This is a genomic window from Pantoea sp. CTOTU50773, assembly GCF_032082325.1.
Classification (GTDB): Bacteria; Pseudomonadota; Gammaproteobacteria; order Enterobacterales; family Enterobacteriaceae; genus Pantoea; species Pantoea communis.
Map to the genome: position 1 here is coordinate 1 of NZ_DAMDQC010000011.1, position 22,673 is coordinate 22,673.

Annotated in this window: 15 protein-coding genes and 1 riboswitch; of the genes, 8 read left to right on the top strand and 7 right to left on the bottom strand. The window is 54.8% G+C overall.

The genetic code is table 11. The features are described 5' to 3' along the window. Positions 1-394 precede the first annotated feature (394 nt). The 4 genes from metA to aceK all read left to right on the top strand — a co-directional run bounded on the left by metA (position 395) and on the right by aceK (position 6,379). Positions 395-1,324 carry a homoserine O-succinyltransferase gene (gene metA / locus RT340_RS03110; RefSeq protein ID WP_034827128.1) on the top strand — a complete coding sequence of 310 codons (930 nt, stop codon included), beginning with the start codon at positions 395-397 and terminating at the stop codon, positions 1,322-1,324. Between the two features lie 271 nt (positions 1,325-1,595). Next, complete coding sequence (gene aceB / locus RT340_RS03115) at positions 1,596-3,194, top strand: malate synthase A (RefSeq protein WP_313374029.1); 1,599 nt, start codon at positions 1,596-1,598, stop codon at positions 3,192-3,194. Between the two features lie 16 nt (positions 3,195-3,210). Continuing rightward, positions 3,211-4,512, top strand: coding sequence for an isocitrate lyase (gene aceA / locus RT340_RS03120; protein ID WP_313374031.1), 1,302 nt, complete (start codon positions 3,211-3,213; stop codon positions 4,510-4,512). Positions 4,513-4,645: 133 nt separating this feature from the next. Beyond that, positions 4,646-6,379, top strand: a complete 1,734-nt coding sequence (gene aceK, locus RT340_RS03125; RefSeq protein WP_313374033.1) for a bifunctional isocitrate dehydrogenase kinase/phosphatase — start codon at positions 4,646-4,648, stop codon at positions 6,377-6,379. Here the strand turns inward: aceK and iclR are convergent. Then, positions 6,376-7,206 carry a glyoxylate bypass operon transcriptional repressor IclR gene (gene iclR, locus RT340_RS03130; protein WP_211729059.1) on the bottom strand — a complete coding sequence of 277 codons (831 nt, stop codon included), beginning with the start codon at positions 7,204-7,206 and terminating at the stop codon, positions 6,376-6,378. The genes aceK and iclR overlap by 4 nt on opposite strands. Before the next feature lie 198 nt (positions 7,207-7,404). Between iclR and metH the strand changes: the two genes are divergently transcribed. Beyond that, positions 7,405-11,088 (top strand): methionine synthase, encoded by a 3,684-nt coding sequence (gene metH, locus RT340_RS03135; RefSeq protein ID WP_313374035.1) that lies wholly within the window; start codon positions 7,405-7,407, stop codon positions 11,086-11,088. Between the two features lie 119 nt (positions 11,089-11,207). On the opposite strand, the gene RT340_RS03140 is transcribed toward metH, so the two are convergent. The 5 genes from RT340_RS03140 to pgi form a co-directional block, all read right to left on the bottom strand. Continuing rightward, positions 11,208-13,298 (bottom strand): YjbH domain-containing protein, encoded by a 2,091-nt coding sequence (locus tag RT340_RS03140; protein WP_313374036.1) that lies wholly within the window; start codon positions 13,296-13,298, stop codon positions 11,208-11,210. Then, positions 13,298-14,035 (bottom strand): capsule biosynthesis GfcC family protein, encoded by a 738-nt coding sequence (locus RT340_RS03145; RefSeq protein ID WP_097118909.1) that lies wholly within the window; start codon positions 14,033-14,035, stop codon positions 13,298-13,300. The genes RT340_RS03140 and RT340_RS03145 overlap by 1 nt, the downstream gene beginning before the upstream one ends. Continuing rightward, the gene (locus RT340_RS03150) at positions 14,032-14,679 is read right to left on the bottom strand and encodes a YjbF family lipoprotein (protein ID WP_313374039.1); all 648 of its coding nucleotides are present in this window, start codon (positions 14,677-14,679) and stop codon (positions 14,032-14,034) included. Before RT340_RS03150 ends, RT340_RS03145 begins: the two co-directional genes overlap by 4 nt. A 77-nt stretch (positions 14,680-14,756) precedes the next feature. Continuing rightward, entirely contained in the window at positions 14,757-15,005 is a 249-nt protein-coding gene (yjbE, locus tag RT340_RS03155; RefSeq protein WP_034827112.1) for an exopolysaccharide production protein YjbE, read from the bottom strand. Between the two features lie 523 nt (positions 15,006-15,528). After that, positions 15,529-17,175 carry a glucose-6-phosphate isomerase gene (gene pgi, locus RT340_RS03160; RefSeq protein WP_313374042.1) on the bottom strand — a complete coding sequence of 549 codons (1,647 nt, stop codon included), beginning with the start codon at positions 17,173-17,175 and terminating at the stop codon, positions 15,529-15,531. 394 nt (positions 17,176-17,569) lie between these two features. Next, positions 17,570-17,764, top strand: a riboswitch (Lysine riboswitch). Between the two features lie 109 nt (positions 17,765-17,873). On the opposite strand from pgi, the gene lysC reads away from it, so the two are divergent. Both lysC and panS read left to right on the top strand, forming a co-directional pair. Then, positions 17,874-19,229, top strand: coding sequence for a lysine-sensitive aspartokinase 3 (gene lysC, locus RT340_RS03165; protein ID WP_034827106.1), 1,356 nt, complete (start codon positions 17,874-17,876; stop codon positions 19,227-19,229). Positions 19,230-19,513: 284 nt separating this feature from the next. Next, a complete protein-coding gene (gene panS, locus RT340_RS03170; protein WP_313374044.1) occupies positions 19,514-20,437 on the top strand; it encodes a ketopantoate/pantoate/pantothenate transporter PanS in 924 nt (307 codons plus the stop codon). A gap of 42 nt (positions 20,438-20,479) precedes the next feature. On the opposite strand, the gene RT340_RS03175 is transcribed toward panS, so the two are convergent. Beyond that, on the bottom strand, positions 20,480-21,073 hold the full coding sequence (locus tag RT340_RS03175) for a YhgN family NAAT transporter (RefSeq protein ID WP_034827091.1): 594 nt from the start codon (positions 21,071-21,073) through the stop codon (positions 20,480-20,482). A 321-nt stretch (positions 21,074-21,394) separates the two neighbouring features. Here RT340_RS03175 and asd point away from each other — a divergent pair, with 321 nt between their 5' ends. After that, on the top strand, positions 21,395-22,504 hold the full coding sequence (gene asd / locus RT340_RS03180; RefSeq protein WP_313374047.1) for an aspartate-semialdehyde dehydrogenase: 1,110 nt from the start codon (positions 21,395-21,397) through the stop codon (positions 22,502-22,504). Positions 22,505-22,673 lie beyond the last annotated feature (169 nt).

The window sequence follows — 22,673 nt, forward strand, 5'->3', positions numbered from 1 at the left end:
AACTGCCAGGCATCAAATAAGTGAAGAAACCCTGAACGAAAGTTCAGGGTTTTTTACGTCTGCAGATCGGCGAAATCAATGCTAACAGCCACGAAGATCGCCAAAATACCGCTAAATGCGCTGCGAAAAAAGATTGAAGTGCTCCGTAAAATCCCCCATTTTTCCTCTCAAACACTGTCATTACACCTCATCTATATGCAAAAAACGCATAGAACACCGCGTTGGTCGCGCAAAGATGTAGCATAAATAGGCGGATCAGACCTCCAAATCCCGCTTTAAACTGAAACATTTTCATAATCCGCATGAAGACTCGACATTCAGCGGATGCCAGGCTAACCTCGGGCATCTGGATGTCTAAACGTTTATACGGTTATCAGTAAGAGGTCAGTTAGCTATGCCAATCAGAATCCCCGACGAATTACCGGCAGTGAATTTTTTGCGTAATGAGAACGTGTTTGTCATGGCCTCATCGCGCGCCAGTGTTCAGGAGATTCGCCCGCTAAAAGTACTGATCCTCAACCTGATGCCAAAAAAGATCGAAACGGAAAATCAGTTCTTACGCTTACTCTCCAACTCGCCACTGCAGATCGACATACAGCTACTGCGCATCGACAGCCGTGAGTCACGCAATACGCCGAGCGAGCATCTCAATAACTTTTACTGCAACTTCGAAGATATTGAGCACGATAATTTCGATGGTCTGATCGTTACGGGTGCCCCGCTGGGATTGGTGGATTTCAATGACGTGGCATACTGGCCGCAGATTCAGCGTGTGCTGCACTGGGCGAAAGAACACGTCACATCCACGCTGTTTGTCTGTTGGGCGGTACAAGCCGCGCTGAACATTCTGTACGGCATTCCAAAGCAAACGCGTCAGAACAAACTTTCAGGCGTGTATGAACATCAAATCCTGCATCCGCATGCTTTGTTAACCCGTGGATTTGACGACAATTTCCTCGCGCCGCATTCGCGTTATGCTGATTTCCCGAGCCAGTTAATTCGCGACTATACCGATCTCGAGTTGTTTGCCGAATCTGACGCCACCGGGGCTTACCTGATGGCGAGCAAAGACAAGCGCCTGGCGTTTGTAACTGGCCATCCTGAATACGATGCGCTGACGTTATCCGGTGAATACCATCGTGATTATGATGCCGGGCTGCATCCGGAAGTACCATTTAACTACTTCCCACAAGACAATCCTGAACTGCCACCGCGTGCCACCTGGCGCAGCCACGGTAATCTGTTGTTCTCAAACTGGCTAAACTATTACGTTTACCAGATTACACCGTTCGATCTGCGTCATATGAACCCCACACTCGACTAAAGCAAAGCTCGCTTTTCTCGTTAAATGTGCCGTGACAGCCTCGTGCTGTCGCGGCATTTTTTTTGCCTTGCGCAAGCTTGTGGAATCCATTGCCTTTAATTTGAGAGTTTAAATTACATATTTATCAGTATAATAAGGCAGTTTAAATATAAAAATGGAAATAGTTTTTGAAAATAAGATAAAAATCATTATGCTCTGATCTTGCCGGTTAAAAATCACACTACACCCGGATCCCCGTAAATGGGGACGGATCATAACAGGAGCAGCCCGCATGACAGATTCGGTTATCCACAATACGCTGACCTTCACTCAGCCCCTTACCTACGCGGAAAAGCAGCTGCTCACCCCGCAAGCCATCGACTTCCTGCACACACTGGTCGTGCGTTTTGCACCGGAACGTGAGCGCCTGTTAAAAGCACGTCAGCAGCGCCAGCATCGTTACGATCAGGGTGCCTTACCTGACTTTGATTCGGAAACCACTTCCATTCGTGAACGTGACTGGCAGGTTCGCCCGATTCCCCAATTGCTGCGCGATCGTCGCGTCGAGATCACCGGCCCGCCGGATCGCAAAATGGTGATCAACGCGCTGAATGCGAACGTCAACGTCTTCATGGCCGATTTCGAGGATTCGCTGGCACCCACCTGGCAGAAATTGATGGATGGCCAGCTGACACTGCGTGATGCGGTCAACGGCACGCTGAACTTCACCAGTGAAGCGGGCAAGATCTACCAGCTGAAATCCGATCCTGCTCTGCTGATGTGTCGTGTACGTGGGCTGCATCTGAATGAAAAACACGTTGAGTGGCGCGATCGGGCCATTCCCGGCGGGCTGTTTGATTTTGCGCTCTACCTGTTCCACAACGTTGAGGCACTGCTGGAAAAGGGGCATGGCCCCTGGTTTTATCTGCCAAAAACCGAGCATGCATCTGAAGTGGCGTGGTGGCGTGAGATCTTCCGCTTTAGCGAGGATCGCTTTGATCTGCCGCGCGGCACCATCAAAGCCACGGTATTGATCGAAACGCTGCCAGCGGTATTCCAGATGGATGAGATCTTGTGGGAGCTGCGCGATCACGTGGTGGGCCTGAACTGTGGTCGCTGGGATTACATCTTCAGCTACATCAAAACCCTGGCACAGCACGGCGATCGCATTCTGCCGGACCGCCAGCAAATCAGTATGGATCAGCCCTTCCTCGATGCCTATTCACGGTTGCTGATCAAAACCTGCCACCGCCGCGGCGCACTGGCGATGGGCGGCATGTCCGCGCTGATTCCGAGCAAAGATGCCGAGCGTAATGCGTGGGTGATGCAGAAAGTACAAGAAGACAAAGCGCGTGAAGCCGGTAACGGCCATGACGGCACCTGGGTCGCGCATCCGGGACTGGCCGATATCGCCATGGCTGAATTCGACCGTCAGCTCGGCAATCAGCCTAATCAGCTGCAGGTCAGTCGCGATCAGGATGCACCCATCACCGCCGAACGTCTGCTGCGGCCATGTCGGGGTCTGCGCACTGAAGTGGGTATGCGCGCCAACATTCGCGTGGCGTTGCAGTACCTTGAGGCGTGGATTGGGGGTAACGGCTGCGTGCCGATTGATGGGTTGATGGAGGATGCCGCCACGGCAGAAATTGCCCGCACCTCCATCTGGCAGTGGATTCATCACAAGCAGATCCTCAGCGATGGCCAACTGGTGACCGCCGAACTGTTTGAGCGGCTACTCGATGAAGAGATGCTGGCCCTGCAACAAACGCTGGGCGAGGAGCGCTTCCGTAGCGGACGCTTTGCCGATGCCGCCGCGCTGATGGCGCAAATCACCACGGATAACGAACTGGTTTCTTTCCTTACTCTGCCGGGCTACCGCCTGCTGCCATGAACCTGGAGATAACGCTATGAATCGTCACCAACAGATCAAACAACTGGAATCGAGCTGGAACGACGCGCGCTGGCAGGGCATTACCCGCCCCTATAGCGCGGAAGATGTTATCAACCTGCGTGGCTCAGTGAATCCGGCCTGCACGCTGGCAGAGCGCGGGGCGAATAAACTGTGGTCGTTGCTCAATGGTGAGTCCACCAAAGGGTATATCAACAGCCTCGGCGCCTTAACCGGCGGGCAGGCAATACAGCAAGCCAAAGCCGGAATAGAGGCGATCTATCTCTCCGGCTGGCAGGTGGCTGCGGATGCGAATATGGCCGGGCAGATGTATCCCGATCAGTCGCTCTATCCGGCGAACTCGGTGCCGAATGTGGTCGAGCGTATCAATCAGAGCTTCCAGCGCGCCGACCAGATTCAGTGGGCGAATGGTCTGTCGCCAGAAGATGAAGGCTTTATTGACTACTTCCTGCCGATTGTGGCGGATGCAGAAGCGGGGTTTGGTGGCGTGCTCAATGCCTTCGAGCTGATGAAATCGATGATTCAGGCAGGTGCCGGTGCAGTGCACTTTGAAGATCAGCTGGCCTCGGTGAAGAAGTGTGGCCATATGGGTGGCAAAGTGTTAGTGCCCACTCAGGAAGCGATTCAGAAACTAGTGGCTGCGCGGCTGGCAGCTGATGTCATGGGTGTGCCGACGATATTGCTGGCACGCACCGATGCGGATGCCGCTGACTTGATTACCTCCGACTGTGACGAGCGCGATGCGCCGTTTATCACCGGGCAACGTACCGCTGAAGGGTTCTTCCGTACTCGCGCCGGTATTGAGCAGGCGATCAGCCGTGGCTTGTCGTATGCGCCGTACGCAGATGTATTGTGGTGCGAAACCTCGACGCCGGATCTCGAACTGGCGCAACGTTTTGCCGACGCGATTCACGCGCAGTATCCGGACAAGTTGCTGGCCTACAACTGCTCGCCGTCATTCAACTGGAAGAAGAATCTCGACGATCGCACCATCGCCCGTTTCCAGCAGGCATTAAGCGATATGGGCTATCGCTTCCAGTTCATTACGCTGGCCGGCATTCATAGCATGTGGTTCAACATGTTCGATCTGGCACACGCGTATGCGCAGGGTGAAGGGATGCGCCATTACGTTGAGAAAGTGCAGCAGCCGGAATTTGCCGCGCGCGAAAAAGGCTACACCTTCTCCTCGCATCAGCAGGAAGTGGGCACCGGCTATTTTGATCGCATCACCAACGTGATTCAGGGCGGCCAGTCTTCCGTGACCGCACTGACCGGTTCGACAGAAGCTGCGCAGTTCTGATCAGTCTGCATGCGTACCCTACGAAAATTGCACGACCCATTCGTAGGGTCGCCATTGATGCCGACTAAAACCGCATCGCGGACTTTCATCACGCCTGGCCCATGGATGGGCTCCCTTTGCCGGAGCGTTGCCGATGACACCGAGAGAATCTCTGATCGCCCACACCATTCTGCAAGGTTTCGACGCGCAGTATGGCCGCTTTCTGGATATCACCGCAGGCGCCCAGCAGCGCTTCGAGCAGGCCGACTGGCATGCCGTGCAGCAGGCAATGAAAGCGCGTATCCATCTTTACGATCACCATGTTGGATTGGTGACCAACCAACTGCGCATCCTCAATGATGTGTCAAACTGGGATGAAGCGTTCTGGCTGCGGGTAAAAAGCCACTATGAGACGCTGCTACCCGGTTATCCGCGCCATGAAATTGCCGAAAGCTTCTTTAATTCCGTCTATTGTCGCTTGCAGGGGCACAGCCATCTCGATCCCAATCGGCTGTTTATCTTCCCGTCGCAGCCCTATGTCGCCGCGCCGATGGCACAACGTCCATTGTCGCGGCTGTACCGTCCACAAGGCAGCTGGCATGAAGTATTAAGGCAGGTTCTGAACGATATTCCTTTGCGCTTGCCCTGGCAGGATATCACCCGCGATATCGGCTGGATCGTCCGCCACTTGCATGAACAGTTCAGCCCCGCTCAACTGGCCACCGCCACGCTGGATGTCGCCGGTGAACTGTTCTACCGCAATAAAACCGCCTGGATCGTGGCGCGATTGCAGTTGAGTGATGGCATGGTGCCTTGCTTGCTGCCCATCCAGCGCGATGAGGCGGGACGCTTGTGGATCGATACCTGCTTAACCGACAGCGACGACGCCAGCATCGTCTTTGGCTTCGCACGCGCCTATTTTATGGTGTATGCACCGGTGCCCGCAGCGTTGGTTGCCTGGCTGCAACCGATTCTGCCGGGTAAAACCCTCGCCGAACGCTACATGGCCATCGGCTGCCAGAAACACGGCAAAACCGAATGCTACCGCGAATACCTGCATTATCTGTCACACAGCGACGAAGAGTTCACCGTCGCGCCCGGCATCCGCGGCATGGTGATGCTGGTGTTTACGCTGCCCGGATTTGATCGCGTATTTAAGGTGATTAAAGATCGCTTCGCGCCGCAGAAAGAGGTCACTGATGCGCAGGTGCGTGACTGCTATCGCATGGTTAAAGAGCACGACCGTGTGGGACGCATGGCCGATACACAAGAGTTTGAGTACTTCGCGATACCGCGCGCACGTATCCCGGCAGCGCTGATGGAGGAATTTCAACGCGACATTCCGGAGAAGATGGAACTGCGTGAAGATGTGCTGATTATCCGTCATCTGTGGCTGGAGCGTCGTATGGAGCCACTAAATTTGTGGCTGGCGCAGGCCACACCAGAACAGCGTCAGCACGCGATTGGCGAATATGGCGATGCGATTTGCCAGTTGGCGGCAGCGAACATTTTCCCCGGCGACATGCTATTTAAAAACTTCGGCATGACGCGTCACGGTCGCGTGGTGTTTTACGACTACGATGAAATTCGGCCTATGACCGAACTGCAGTTCCGCGATGTGCCGCCAGCACGTTACGAAGAGGATGAGCTGCAAGCCGAGCCGTGGTACAGCGTTGGGCCGGATGATGTGTTCCCCGAAACCTTCCGCTATGCGCTGTGCAGCGAGCCGGGCACCGGTAAGTTATTGCTCGCGCTGCACCCGCAGCTGTTTGATCCGGGTTGGTGGCGCGCGCTGCAAACGCGCATCCGGGAAGGGCATATCGAAGAAGTGATCGCCTGGCGCGCCGGACAGCGTTTCAGCGCGCGCTATGCATCAGTGGCCGCTTAGCGGCCAGAATAGGTCTGCGTGACCAGCCTGGCGGCACGGATCACCAGCGCGCCCAGTTCGGTCACACGGTCGTCGGTCATGCGTGCTATCGGGCCGGAAATCGAGATGGCGGCAAAAGGCTCGCCGTGCTCATCATAGATGGGTGCCGCCACGCAGCGCAGGCCCAGCGCGTGCTCTTCATCATCATGTGAGAAGCCCATCTTGCGAATCAGCGCCAGATTCTCTTTCAGGCTGTGCGGAGACATCAAAGTTTTCGGTGTGTAGTGGTGCAATCCTTTCTGATGCAACAGCGCGGTCACCTGCTCATCGCTGAGATGGGCGAGAAATGCTTTGCCTGCGCCAGACGCGTGCATCGGTAGCTTACCGCCAATCGGTGCCGACATACGCATCAGCTGCGTACACTGCACCTGGTCGATAATCACTGCCTGATAGTCGCTGAGATCCAGCACCGCCAGATTCACTGTCTCTCCGGCATCTTCCATCAGTTTACGCAGGATGGGATGCACAATCGCCAGCAGATTGCGGCTCTGAAGAAAACTGCTGCCGACCACAAAGGCATGTGAGCCGATGGTCCAGAAGCCCAGATCACCAACCTGATGCACAAATCCCTGCTGCTGCATGGTGGTCAGCAAGCGGTGCGTGGTGGAGTTAGGTAATCCGGCCTGTTGTGCCAGCTCGGTCAGGGCAACGCTGCCGTGAGATTCGGCGATCAGTTCAAGTAAACGCAAACCGCGCGTCAGGGATTGAACTTGTCCACCTGCCGGGGCGCTGGTGGCTGCTGCGGCACGTGGTTTTTTTCCACGTTTCGCCGGTACTGGGGTTGCCATAACGTCTCCACAATCGCATCAATGCTGGAAACCATTTTCGTTTTTGGGCGTATGAATGCAAACGCTGCTTTACTGGTCGGATCTGTAATGCTTTCAGGCTGAAAATGTCTCATCTGTCGTGACTTTTGCTCACCGGAAAGTTATGCCAGTATGTTTGGCTGGCATATTAGCCAACGCAATGACGTGGACGGGGCGAGAGTGAGCAATAAAACAGAAATGCTGCATCAGCAACTGGCACAGCGGATTATGATTTTGGACGGTGGCATGGGCACCATGATTCAGAGTTATAAACTCAGCGAAGCCGATTTTCGTGGCAGCCGTTTTGCCGACTGGCCCTCCGATTTGAAAGGCAATAACGACCTGTTAGTGCTCACCAAACCGGACGTTATTCGCGAAATTCATGATGCTTATCTTGCCGCTGGCGCAGATATTCTGGAAACCAACACCTTCAACTCCACCACCATTGCGATGGCAGATTACGCGATGGAAGCTTTGTCAGCGGAGATTAACTTTGAAGCGGCAAAACTGGCGCGCGCCAGTGCGGATGCATGGACGGTAAAAACACCTGACCAACCGCGCTATGTTGCGGGCGTGCTCGGCCCCACCAACCGCACCTGCTCCATCTCGCCGGATGTGAATGATCCTGCCTTCCGAAACGTCACCTTCAATCAGCTGGTGGAAGCCTACCGCGAATCAACGCATGCGCTGATTGAGGGTGGCTCAGACCTGATCATGATTGAGACGGTGTTCGATACCCTGAATGCCAAGGCGGCGATTTACGCGGTGCAGGTCGAGATGGAAGCGATGGGCGTGAAGCTGCCGGTGATGATCTCCGGTACCATTACCGATGCCTCGGGTCGCACACTCTCCGGCCAGACCACAGAAGGTTTCTACAACTCACTGCGTCACGCCGAGCCGCTGTCGTTTGGCCTGAACTGTGCGCTCGGTCCAGACGAGCTACGCCAGTACGTGCAGGAGCTATCCCGCATTGCGGAAGGCTATGTCACTGCTCACCCTAACGCCGGTTTGCCGAATGCGTTTGGTGAATACGATTTAGATGCGGCAACCATGGCTGAACAGATCGGCGAATGGGCGCGAGCCGGTTTCCTGAATATCATCGGCGGCTGCTGCGGTACCACGCCGGAACATATCGCGGCGATGGCGGCGGCGGTTGAGGGTGTTGCCCCCCGCCAGCTGCCTGAAATCCCTGTTGCCTGCCGTCTGTCCGGTCTGGAACCCCTGAATATTCACGCTGATTCGCTGTTTGTGAACGTCGGTGAACGCACCAACGTCACGGGTTCGGCCAAATTTAAGCGTCTGATTAAAGAAGAGAAGTACAACGAAGCGTTGGATGTGGCCCGTCAGCAGGTGGAAAGCGGCGCGCAAATTATCGATATCAACATGGACGAAGGCATGCTGGATGCGGAAGCTGCGATGGTGCGCTTCCTCAACCTGATTGCCGGTGAACCCGATATCGCGCGCGTACCGATCATGATCGACTCCTCCAAGTGGGAGGTGATCGAGAAAGGGCTGCAGTGCATTCAGGGCAAAGGCATCGTTAACTCAATTTCGATGAAAGAGGGCGTTGAGCCGTTTATCGAACACGCGCGTAAAGTGCGACGCTACGGTGCCGCCATGGTGGTGATGGCGTTTGATGAAGTCGGCCAGGCGGATACCCGCGCACGTAAAATCGAAATCTGTCGTCGCGCCTACAAGATTCTGACGGAAGAGGTCGGTTTCCCGCCAGAAGACATCATTTTCGACCCAAACATCTTCGCAGTCGCCACCGGTATTGAAGAGCATAACAACTATGCGATGGACTTTATCGGCGCCTGTGAAGACATCAAGCGCGAGCTGCCGCATGCGATGATCTCCGGCGGCGTGTCTAACGTGTCGTTCTCGTTCCGTGGTAACGATCCAGTGCGCGAGGCGATTCACGCGGTGTTCCTCTATTACGCGATTCGCAATGGGATGGATATGGGCATCGTCAACGCCGGTCAGCTGGCGATCTATGACGACTTGCCCGCAGAACTGCGTGATGCGGTGGAAGACGTGGTGCTGAACCGTCGTGACGATGGCACTGAGCGTTTGCTGGAGCTGGCGGAGAAATATCGCGGTAGCAAGAGCGACGGTGAGCAGGAGAAGCAGCAGGCCGAATGGCGCAGTTGGGACGTGGTCAAGCGTCTGGAATACTCGCTGGTAAAAGGCATCACTGAATTTATTGAGCTGGACACCGAGGAGGCGCGTCAGGCTGCCGCAAGGCCCATTGAAGTGATTGAAGGGCCGCTGATGTCCGGCATGAACGTGGTCGGCGATTTGTTCGGCGAGGGCAAAATGTTCCTGCCGCAGGTAGTGAAATCGGCGCGCGTGATGAAGCAAGCGGTGGCCTATCTCGAACCTTACATTGAAGCCAGCAAAGAAGTCGGGCGCAGCAACGGTAAAATCGTGCTGGCGACGGTGAAGGGCGATGTGCATGACATCGGTAAAAACATTGTCGGCGTGGTGCTGCAGTGTAATAACTACGAAATTATCGATCTTGGCGTGATGGTGCCAAGTGACAAAATCTTGAAAACCGCCATTGCTGAAAATGCCGATATCATTGGGCTTTCCGGGCTGATTACGCCTTCGCTGGATGAGATGGTCAACGTGGCGAAAGAGATGGAGCGCCAGGGCTTCACCATCCCGTTACTGATTGGCGGTGCGACCACGTCGAAAGCGCATACGGCAGTGAAGATCGAGCAGAACTACAGTGGTCCAACGGTGTATGTGCAAAACGCCTCACGCACCGTGGGTGTTGTCTCTTCACTGCTCTCAGAAAGCCTTAAAGAGGAGTTTATGGCCCGCACGCGCAAAGAGTACGACACGGTGCGCATTCAGCACGCACGTAAGAAGCCACGCACGCCGCCGGTCAGCCTGCAAACCGCACGCGACAACGATTACGCCATCGACTGGGAAAGCTATACGCCGCCGGTCGCGCATCGCCTTGGGGTCAGCGCGGTTGAAGCCAGCATCGACACCCTCCGTAATTACATCGACTGGACGCCGTTCTTTATGACCTGGTCGCTGGCGGGGAAATACCCGCGCATTCTCGAAGATGAAGTGGTGGGTGAAGAGGCTAAACGCCTGTTTGCCGATGCCAACGCCATGTTGGACAGGCTCAGTGAAACCGGCACCCTCAATCCGCGTGGCGTAGTCGGTATTTTCCCGGCAAACCGCGTCGGAGACGATATTGAAGTCTACCGTGATGAAAACCGCGATCAGGTGATAGGTGTGAGCCATCACTTACGTCAGCAGACCGAGAAAACCGACTTCGCCAACTACTGCTTAGCTGACTTTGTCGCACCGAAATCCAGCGGTAAAGCCGATTATCTCGGCGCGTTTGCTGTCACCGGTGGACTGGAAGAGGATGCGCTGGCCGAAGCCTATGAGCAGCAGCATGATGATTACAACAAGATCATGGTCAAGGCGCTGGCAGATCGTCTGGCAGAAGCTTTTGCCGAATATCTGCATGAGCGGGTACGTAAGGTGATTTGGGGCTTTGCCGCTCATGAGAACCTGAGTAACGAAGAGTTGATTCGCGAAAATTATCAGGGCATTCGTCCTGCTCCGGGCTATCCGGCCTGTCCGGAACACACGGAGAAAGCGCAAATCTGGCAGTTGCTGGATGTGGAGACGCACACTGGCATGAAGCTCACGGAGTCCTTTGCTATGTGGCCGGGTGCGGCAGTATCCGGCTGGTATTTCAGCCATCCGGACAGCAAATACTTCGCTGTGGCGCAGATTCAGCGCGATCAGGTGGAAGATTACGCGGCGCGTAAAGGAATGAGTGTCAGCGAGGTTGAGCGCTGGCTGGCACCGAATCTGGGTTATGACGCGGATTGATGGGCTGATGGCGTAAAAGGATACGCAGAGCATTCAGTCGGGGCCCAACCAGGCAAGGCCCCGAAACCTCCAGGTATGCGCCTGGAGGTCAACGCCGTTTCAACCTTCCACACTTGTCGTTAATTAAACCGCGCATCACGATCTGAGGTCATGTCATACAGCTGATATTTACGCCCCAGCATCTGTCCGCCATCACGCGTTAGCGGCACCCAATTCACCTGCGCACGGCCACGGGTTGGCGTCACGGTAAACAGATCCATTGGAATCGAGATATAGAAGCCTTTGGTGAAGTCGCCTTCGCCATAGGCTTCGGCGGACACGTTGGTTTTGGTGGCGTAGAAGCCGACCATCACACCGCTGTCGAAGCGCTTCGACACATCGACCGTCACACCTTTATCTTTCGCCAGATATTCACCGACGCTGGCTTTCACCAGCACGTCCTGCATGAACCATGGGCGCCAGTACGCGGTGAAGTGTCCGGTTGGCGCTTTGTAGTCGGTGAACTGCATCATGTTGTCCCAGTCACGTTGTTTCACGTAGTTGGCATCAACACCAAAAGCCCAGTTGCTGTCTATCGGACGATACAACACTTCACCACCCACGCCGCCGTACATGGTTTCGAGATAACCGCCGTACACCTGGCCATAGAAGCCATTGCCGAGATACCCCATGTAGTTGGCTTGCAGGTCATTAACGTAGACATTGTTCTCGACGTAGTCGCGAATATGGGTACGCACGCGCGGCAGGGTGGAGTCAGCCGGTGCGCCGTTGTAGTTAAATTTGTCGTAATTATTGGCGAGGTTACCAAACAGGCTGCCGCTAACCAGCAGGTGATCGGTCAGTGCGTAATCAACGCTGCCCATCACGCCCAGTTGGTACATGTAGAAGCTCTCAGGCCCACCAACCGACTGATTGAGCACCGGTGCCAGATTGTAGTGAAGGCGATCTTTGCGGATAAAGAAGCCTTGTTCAGTCTCGCCAGGATCGACCGGATTCTCACGCGTCTGCTGCAGCGGCTGCTCATGACCCAGCGGGTAACCGCTCAGCGCATTGTGCAGACTGGCGACATCAGTGCGGGTGGTCACCTGCGGCATATTGAGACGCGACTCGGTGACATCTATGGTATCAATGCCGGCCGGCAGGTTGTTCATGATGATGCGATTGGCACGATCGACGCCTTCGCGCGTATCGCGGTATTTCGTCTGTTCGCCAGAGACATACAGCGTACTGCCTTTGGTCTGGATGCGCGGACCGCTTAATCCGGCGTTGTACTTCAGATCGGTCAGCTGGTTGGCTACCACCGTCGGTTGCAACAGATCACCCTGCGGCTGCGGGTTATAAGCCGGTTTGGCACTATCAATGTGCGACTGGCGCAAATCGTTGAAGTTAGTGCGCACGGTCACGCCAAACATATAGGTGTTGCCACGCTCATAGCTGGCGTTGATATCGGCCCAATCGGTCAGGCGATAAATCGCTCCCACGTTGACCTTGCTGCGCTGTTCCAGACGTCCGGCAAAGTCATCCTGATAGTCATTGCCTTCATATTCCAGCTTCAGACGTAGCGGCTGCCAGGGGGTTTGATACTCCACGCCGCCAAACAGTGCTGCCGGGCCGTGGAACATCTGGGAACCATTGATAGAACCCGCCGAGCCACCGCCGGTACGGCTACAGAAGCTATCGCTGTAGGAGCAGAACGGGTTTTTGATACTGCCGCTGTTACCGAGGTAGCCCCAGCCGATGCCCATGGTGAAATCAAACGGTCCCCAGGCTTTGGTTGCCACCAGATATTCACTGTCAAACAGGCCGGTACCGCCCAAATCACGCGATCCGACTGCCACTTCAGGCAGCCAGTAGCTCTCCTGCCACAGACGCAGCTTCACATCGAAGGCTTTGTCTTTATAACTTTGGTCGCCACTGAAGCCTTCTACTGCGCTATAGCGGCGCGTACGCACGTCAGTGTAACGCACGGTGGTTTCCAGCCATGGGAACAGCTGCAGCGAAGCAGAGTAGTAGCGATATTGATCGTTATCGCGGAAGTTCAGGCTGAATTCGCCCTCTTTCGCCATGCGTGCCGTGGGGGTCTGCATCAAACCCACGCCGCCGAAATCCGATTGTGATGGCCCGATGGGTTCCGGCCAGGTTTCCGCGTGCACCTGGCATGCCGCAGAGACAGAAGCAGCCAACAGGCTGAGAAGTAATTGTTTTTTCATCAGTCTGGAATCCGGTGTGTCAGAACAGAAAGCATGCGCGCATTCAAATCAGCTTTTCCCCACGGCAGGCTCCACGAGGTAAAGCCCAGCCAGATGATGCTGCCGGGTGCCACTTCCACGTGACGTTGATTCCAGTAGGCGACCGGCACCTGCTGCATCTGGCCCGAAGGCGAGATCACCGTGGCGAAACTGCGCTCGGCTCCTGACAGGCGATCGTGGGTATCAAGGTAATCACGCACGGTGCGACCAGGTTGCCAGCTTGCTTTGCCGGGATGTTCCAGCGCGCCGAGAATCAGCACCTGGTCAGGCTGAGGCAGCGTGTAGAGGTCGTAGCTGCCCTGTAGCGTGCGATTGGCTTCTGGACGCAGGCGCACCCAATCAGGATCGAGTTCAGTGAACTGGCGTCCGGTGACCTGTATCGTGCTGAGCTGGTGGATCACTGCGCCAATGGTCGCTGCCAGCGCATCGCCGCTTTCGGCCTGCCAGGTGCGTAAATCAGCCAGCAGCTGTTGCTGTTGTTGCTGTGCCACCGCCGTTGCGCCACGTTCAGCGATCACCGTACCGGGCCACCAGGTGTGCAGTGCCGGGTTGGTGACCAGCTGCGCCAGATTCTGTGCATGATCGATCTGCAGGCTGTGTTGGCTGTGCTGGTCATGCACCGTTACCTGGCTATCTGCCTGCGCATAACCGGCCGTCAGCAGCGCGATGGCCGTTAACAGAGGGGAGATTATTTTCATGATTTTGCCGGCTTCAGAATAGTGGTTTCAACTGGGAAGGCATCTGCGGCGAGCATTTGATTTGCCTGCAAAACGCTGCCATCACGGTTATCGATCCAGAAGGTGTTTTGCCATTCTGCGCCGACATCATCCATTCGCACGGTCTCGATCCAGATACGGCAGGGCACGCGCTCACCGGCGATGTTCAGCACGGTGTCATCGCCGCGCTGAAAGGTGGAAGTGGCGGTGGCAGCGCGTACTTTCTCTTTCTCGCGCCACTGCACCACGCGGGTCCAGCTGACATTGTTTTGCAGATGCAGCGCATCGGCGAGCGGATCCTGCGCCAGATTGCTGACCTCATCAAGGTTGCTGGCCAGCCCCAGTGTTTTGACGAGCCTGCCATGCTGCATCACCAGCATCGCTTTATCCTGGGTGATCCATTTCAGCTGGCCGTTTTCGTCATACCCAAGTACCACGAAGATACGCGGTCCTTCATTGATGCGCGCATACAGGCTGGCGTAAGGGAGACTGGCAACCTGCTCATCGGTGACGGTGACATCATCCGGACCTTTCACGGCCAGCATCACGGTTTGTTCCAGGCCTTTTTGTGTTTGTGTGCAGGCCTGCAGCAGCAGGCAGAAAAGTAGCAAGGAGAGTCGGTGCACTGTGTATATCCCTGTCAAAAATAAAACCAGGCAAAAAATAACCACACGGCTGTGTGGTTATGTTTAAAGGTGCTACATCAACGCGTGGTGCTCGTTGTGGTGGTCGTTGTTGTGCCGGTATTTGCGCCGTCACCGCCGCCAGCAGCAGCGATGCCGAGTCCTACTAACGCGCCCAGTGCGCCGATACCCACAGCGGTCGTGGCACCGGTCGAGATTGCTCCCGCCTGCGCGCCCGCTGCAGCACCAGCTTCTTCCGGTGCGGCAATCGCAGCGGAAGAAACGGCAACGTAAAGTAAGGCTGCACCGGCAACCATCAGTTTTTTCATAACAACGTTTCCTGCATTTTTAGAAACAAATGAATGAAGGATGTACCCTAATTTCGGGCGCGTTCAGTATAGGGCAACAAATTACCAGAGTTCATCGCCAGTAAAAGAGGGTGAAAAACAGGGGTTATTCTGGTGATAAATACGGCGAATTGGCGATAGCTGCTTTTTTTAAATGAATATTTTTCAGGTAGCGGGATATTTGAGTGGTTGGGGCTGACACGGCAGCATTTTTCACTTTTGCATTAAAAAATGGTACGGAATAGGATTAATCAGATTTTCCTGAGTGTGCTTTAATTTTAATGATAGATTAATCAAATAGATGCTTATTTTAGGTGGGCGAATTAGATCCATTTTTTGATGAGTGCCATGCTATTCATTTTAAACAAACTCCGATTTTCCTTAGCGCATTTTAAGAATTATCTAACCGTAACGGGATCGCTGAATAACAAAATTGCGAGGTTTATTGCATGTTTGATAGAAATAAGGCGGCAATTAAGCCGCCTTATTCAGATTGGCAGGAAAATTATCGCCAGGATTTATAGCGGTTAATTAAGCCATTAGTGGAACTGTCGTGGCTGCTGATCTGCGATTCATTTTCCAGCTCTGGCAGAATACGGTTTGCCAGCTGTTTACCCAATTCAACACCCCATTGGTCAAAGGTGAAGATGTTGAGAATCGCGCCCTGAGTGAAGATCTTGTGCTCGTACAGCGCAATCAGTGCACCCAGGCTGAACGGGGTGATTTCACGTAGCAGGATGGAGTTGGTTGGGCGGTTACCCTCGAACACCTTGAACGGCACGATGTGGGCAACAGACTCAACGGGTTTACCGGCATCGGTAAACTCTTTCTCGACCACCTCACGTGATTTACCAAACGCCAGCGCTTCGGTCTGCGCGAAGAAGTTCGACAGCAGTTTCGGATGGTGATCGGTCAGTGCGTTGTGGGTCTGCGCCGGGGCGATAAAGTCGCAAGGGATCAGTTTGGTGCCCTGATGAATCAGCTGATAAAACGCATGCTGGCCGTTGGTGCCTGGCTCGCCCCAAATAATTGGGCCGGTCTGGTAATCCACCGGGTTACCTTCGCGATCCACGTATTTACCGTTGGACTCCATGTTGCCCTGCTGGAAGTACGCCGCAAAACGGTGCATGTACTGGTCGTAAGGCAGGATGGCTTCGGTTTCGGCACCAAAGAAGTTGTTGTACCAGATACCGATCAGTGCCAGCAGCACCGGCAGGTTTTGTTCGGCTGGCGTGTTGGCGAAGTGGTTGTCCATCGCATGTGCGCCGCTCAGCAGCTGTTCGAAGTTCTCGAAGCCCACTGACAGGATGATCGACAAGCCAATCGCTGACCACAGTGAATAGCGACCGCCGACCCAGTCCCAGAACTCAAACATATTGTCGGTATCGATACCGAACTCGCCCACCGCTTTACCGTTGGTCGACAGCGCAGCAAAGTGTTTGGCGACATGCTGCTGGTCGCCCGCGGTTTTCAGGAACCAGTCGCGCGCGCTGTGGGCGTTGGTCATGGTCTCCTGCGTGGTGAAGGTTTTAGACGCCACGAGGAACAGGGTGGTTTCCGGGCTGAGATCTTTCAGCGTTTCGGCAATGTGTGTGCCATCAACGTTAGAAACAAAGTGCATGTTCAGGTGATTTTTATACGGGCGCAGCGCCTCAGTCACCATGAATGGACCGAGATCCGAACCGCCGATACCGATGTTCACCACGTCGGTGATCGCTTTGCCGGTATAACCTTTCCACTCACCGCTGATGATGCGCTCAGAGAAGCCTTTCATCTTCGCCAGCACCGCATTCACTTCTGGCATCACATCTTTGCCATCAACAATGATTGGCGTGTTGCTGCGATTACGCAAAGCAACGTGCAGCACGGCACGCTCTTCGGTGCGGTTGATCTTCTCACCAGAGAACATGGATTTGATGGCGCCCGCCAGATCGGTCTCTTTTGCCAGCGCCTGTAACTTATCGAGGGTTTCCTGGGTGATGCGGTTTTTTGAGAAATCCACCAGCATCTGATCGTCGAAAGTGGCAGAGAATTTCGCAAAACGATCGGCATCATCTTTAAACAGGTCGGCGATCTGCACCGATTTCATCTGGTCAAAATGCTGCTGCAGCGCTTTCCAGGCTGCGGTTTGTTTCGGATTGATATTTTTCATGGCAACACTCTTGTTGAAATAAGAACCGTCATTCCAGCCGGGCGCGTCCTGCTGGCCCAGCGTGCTAAGCATTTCTTGTGGCTGATACGCTACTGCAAACGGGTTTCAGTATGACCACAGTTGCAAACGAAGGGAAAAAATTTGTGACCGTGGCCGCAAGGTTTCAGGTTAATCCGGCGGTGATTGTCGATGTTCTGGCAAAAAAATTCCCTGTGCCGCATCAGCAAAAAGCCGCGTTTTTGCGCGCCGTTGACTACTCTAGGCGGGTGTGGCTGCCAGCGTTTGTTCTGCGATGCGCTGGCGTAATTCTAAAAAAGAATTTTCAACGTGTTGCAAGGCTGGACAGCAGCAAAATTAATCAGTATTTTGTGCCCGCGACTTGCACCTTTGGGTGCAAGCCAGAAGAGGCGCGTCGCCCAGGCAGTGTGTTTGAGGATCCGTATCCAACGACAACACATCATGGGGTGCGACGCCGAGATGGAACAACACGCGGAGTGTTGTCCTGTCGGCTGCAGGGGCTGAATCCTCTGGGTTGTCACCAGAAGCGTCCGCAGTCGGACGTTTCGCAAGGTGAAGTGCTTTTGGTGACTCATCTCCTGATCTTGTCTGTCCAATTCTGCTCTTCTCTTGTGCCAAGGCTGAAATCACCTCTTCCGTTTAACCACGGGAGAAAGCTAATCTGACACGAGGTTCGTAACATGTCTCAAAACCTGATCGTGGCAAAATTTGGCGGCACCAGCGTTGCCGATTTTGATGCCATGAACCGCAGTGCGGATGTTGTGCTCTCTGATGCCAATACCCGTTTAGTGGTGCTCTCTGCGTCTGCTGGCGTGACTAATCTGCTGGTTTCTCTGGCTGAAGGCCGGGAACTGGAGCAGCGCGCGCACCTGCTGGACGAAATTCGCAACATTCAATACGCCATCATTGATCGCCTGCAATCCCCTGAAGTGATTCGCCAGGAGATTGATCGCATGCTGGAAAACATCCTGATGCTGGCGGAAGCGACTGCGCTGGCGACCTCACATGCGCTGACCGATGAGTTGGTAAGCCACGGTGAGCTGATGTCGACCCTGCTGTTCGTTGAAGTGCTGCGTGAGCGTCAGGTCAATGCCGAATGGTTTGATGTGCGTAAAGTGATGCGCACCAGCGACCGTTTTGGTCGTGCTGAGCCTGATGTTGCCACGCTGAAAGAGCTGTCCACCGCGCAACTGGCTCCACGTGTTGCAGAAGCACTGGTCGTTACTCAGGGCTTTATTGGTAGCGAAGGCAAAGGGCGCACCACCACGCTGGGACGTGGCGGCAGCGACTATACCGCAGCACTGTTGGGAGAAGCTCTGCAGGCATCGCGTGTGGATATCTGGACCGACGTGGCCGGTATCTACACCACCGATCCACGCGTGGTGCCCACCGCGAAACGCATCGAAGAGATCACCTTCGAGGAAGCGGCGGAAATGGCGATCTTCGGCGCGAAAGTGCTGCATCCAGCGACCTTGCTGCCAGCTGTGCGCAGTGACATTCCGGTGTTCGTCGGTTCGAGCAAAGATCCGGCTGCAGGTGGCACGCGCGTGTGCAATGAAACCCAGAATCCACCGCTGTTCCGCGCGCTGGCACTGCGTCGTAAGCAAACGCTGATGACGCTGCACAGCCTGAACATGCTGCACGCGCACGGCTTCCTGGCTGAAGTGTTCGCGATTCTGGCTCGCCATAACATCTCCGTCGATCTGGTCACCACGTCAGAAGTGAGCGTGGCGCTGACGCTGGATACCACCGGTTCTTCGACCACCGGTGAAAGCTTGTTGACGCAAGCACTGCTGACTGAGCTCTCTTCACTGTGCCGCGTGGAAGTGGAAGAGAACCTGGCGCTGGTGGCGATTATCGGCAACAACCTGTCGAAAGCCTGCGGCGTTGGCAAAGAGGTGTTTGGTGCCCTTGAGCCGTTTAATCTGCGCATGATTTGCTACGGTGCCAGCAGCTATAACCTGTGCTTCCTGGTACCAACGCCAGACGCAGAAGAAGTGGTGCGCGCGCTGCATAAGAACTTGTTTGGCAGTTAATCCAGACATGCTGAAAACGAGCCGGACATCGTCCGGCTTTTTTATTTCTTTAACAGGCTACAGGCGTGCGATATCTCGTCCACCGCCTTAAAAGCAGCGGATATCATTGCCGTTTTCCCTGCTTTGCCGCAGACGATCCGCATTTTATCCTGCCAGCGACTTCCCGCCTTACGTCACGATAATGAAATGTTATGATCCCGCGTCCGTCGCTGTGGTCGTTCCCCGCGCGGCACTTCATCTGTGGCATATGAAATAAATTAAAAAATATCTAAGGAAGTCTCTCCATGCTCGCCAAATTAACCCGCCTGTTCCCGCTCTGGGCCGTGCTGCTCTCGGTCGCGGCGTATTACTCACCCTCGACGTTTCTCGGTATTGGGCCGTGGGTCACTTACCTGCTAATGCTGATCATGTTCGGCATGGGCGTCACTCTGAATATTGATGATTTCAAACGTGTGCTGACGCGTCCGGCACCGGTTATCGCCGGCACCTTTTTGCACTATCTGGTGATGCCACTCGCCGCCTGGGGCCTGGCAAAACTGTTCCATATGCCGCCGGACCTTTCAGCCGGGATGATCCTGGTGGGCAGCGTGGCCAGCGGCACCGCCTCCAACGTGATGATCTATCTGGCGAAGGGCGATGTGGCCCTGTCCGTGACCATCTCTTCAGTGTCTGCGCTGGTGGGTGTTTTCGCCACGCCGCTACTGACGCGCTTCTATGTCGATACTCACATTCAGGTCGATGTGATCGGCATGCTGCTCAGCATTATTAAAATCGTGGTTATCCCGATTGGTCTGGGTCTGATCATCCACCACTCAATGAACAGCGTGGTGCGCCGTGTTGAGCCCTATCTGCCGGCATTTTCCATGGTCTGCATTCTGCTGATTATCAGCGCAGTGGTAGCGGGTTCTCAGGGCTTTATCGGTTCTGTCGGCCTGGTGGTGATTGCGGCGGTGATCCTGCATAACGCCATCGGCCTGCTGGGCGGTTACTGGGGCGGCAAGCTGTTTGGCTTTGACGAATCCACCTGCCGCACGCTGGCACTGGAAGTGGGTATGCAGAACTCCGGTCTGGCGGCAACGCTGGGCAAACTCTACTTCTCGCCACTGGCCGCTTTGCCGGGTTCGCCGTTCTCGGTTTTGCACAACCTTTCAGGTTCGCTGCTGGCCGGTTACTGGTCGGGCAAACCGATTGAGAAGAAGCAGAAGTAATCCTGCGAGCGGGCGGCCAAAGTGCCGCCCGCTGTCTATTTACTAAAGTTTTAGATAAGCGCGGATCCCATCCAGGAACATCTGCGTTGCCAGCATAATCAAAATCAAGCCCATCAACCGCTCCAGCGCGTTAACGCCTTTGTCGCCCAACAGGCGTAAAAACAGTCCTGACATCAGCAGAATGACCACGGTAACGCCCCAGGCAATCAGCAATGCGCCAACCAAATGTGACATCTGATTAGGATATTGATGTGACAGCAGCATCAGCGTGGCTAACAGCGAAGGGCCTGCGACCAGCGGAATCGCCAGCGGCACCAGAAACGGTTCTTCACCTGCAGGTAATCCGCTGGTGCTGGTTTCGCCAGAGGGAAAAATCATGCGAATGGCAATCAGGAACAGGATGATGCCGCCGGAGATCGAGACGGTTTCGGTGCGCAAATTCAGGAACGCCAGAATACGTTCGCCGGTAAACAGGAAAAGCAGCATGATGATCAGTGCGATCAGCATTTCACGTATTAGCACCGCGCGCCGGCGCTTGGGTTCGAGATGCTTAAGCACCGACATAAAAATCGGCAGGTTGCCTAGCGGATCCATAATCAACAGCAGCAATATGGTCGCAGATATCATTTCAGTCATAGGTAAAAGCCATCCCTTGTTCCCGTCATTTTTCAACTAAGGTGCGTTGGCGGCGATGGGCTTCCGGAGCGCTGACTCGCGTAGCCGATCGAGATACTCCGAATTTCCGCCTGCCCGTACCTCGATTCATTGAGGGGAGTATTAGTTGTACTGCTGAAAAAGTTGGCGCAATCGAATTAATTCACTTGCCAGAAAGCCTGCATTTTGTAGAGTTGGAGGTCGCAGGTAAACCTGATTATTACGCAGATCAACTGGATATTCCGCTTGGTCTTTTCCTCGCACCACGAAGGGCACAGTGATAACGCCCCGGACGGACAGAAAATGAAGAATGTAGGCTTTATTGGTTGGCGTGGCATGGTCGGCTCTGTGCTGATGTCACGCATGAGTGAAGAACGCGATTTTGATGTGATTAATCCGGTCTTCTTCTCCACGTCTCAGCTTGGTCAGGCAGCACCGACATTCGGCGGCAAGTCGACCGGTGCGCTGCAGGATGCTTTTGATATCGAGGCGCTGAAGGCGCTGGATATCATTATCACCTGCCAGGGCGGTGACTACACCAGTGAAGTTTACCCTAAGCTGCGTGAAAGCGGCTGGCAGGGTTACTGGATTGATGCGGCCTCGACGCTGCGCATGAAAGATGACGCCATCATCATTCTCGATCCGGTTAACCACAATGTGATTCGTCAGGGCCTCGACAACGGTATCAAAACCTTCGTCGGCGGTAACTGTACCGTCAGCCCGATGCTGATGTCACTCGGCGGCCTGTTCGCTAACGATCTGGTGGAGTGGGCCTCTGTCGCTACTTATCAGGCTGCGTCGGGCGGCGGTGCGCGCCATATGCGTGAACTGCTGACCCAGATGGGCATGTTGCACGACCACGTGGCGAAATCCCTGCAGGATCCGGCTTCGGCGATTCTGGATATCGAACGCAGCGTCACCGATTTCACCCGTTCAGGCACTTTGCCGACCGACAACTTCGGCGTACCGCTGGCGGGCAGCCTGATTCCATGGATCGACAAGCAGCTGGATAATGGCCAGAGCCGCGAAGAGTGGAAAGGCCAGGCAGAAACCAACAAGATTCTGCGCACCAGCAGCGTGATCCCAGTGGATGGTCTGTGTGTGCGCGTCGGTGCACTGCGCTGCCACAGCCAGGCATTCACCCTGAAGCTGAAAAAAGATATCCCGCTGAACGAAATCGAACAGCTGCTGGCTTCTCATAACGAGTGGGTGAAAGTGGTGCCAAATGACCGCGAAATCACCATGCGTGAACTGACCCCTGCAGCGGTGACCGGTACGCTGACCACGCCAGTGGGCCGTCTGCGCAAACTGAACATGGGGCCGGAATACCTTTCCGCCTTTACCGTGGGTGACCAATTGTTGTGGGGCGCGGCTGAACCGCTACGCCGCATGTTGCGTTTGCTGATCGACTAAGCGCAGCGACAAAGCAGACAGGCCGGGATTTCCCGGCCTTTTTTATGCCAACCAGGTTGCAAAACTTAACCCAAATTGCGCCTGACAAGTGATCCGCTTCCCCTTTTTGCTTGCCCGACAAGATTTTTTTGCTTTCCCCCCTGGCTTCTGCCAGCCCCAAGCTATGATT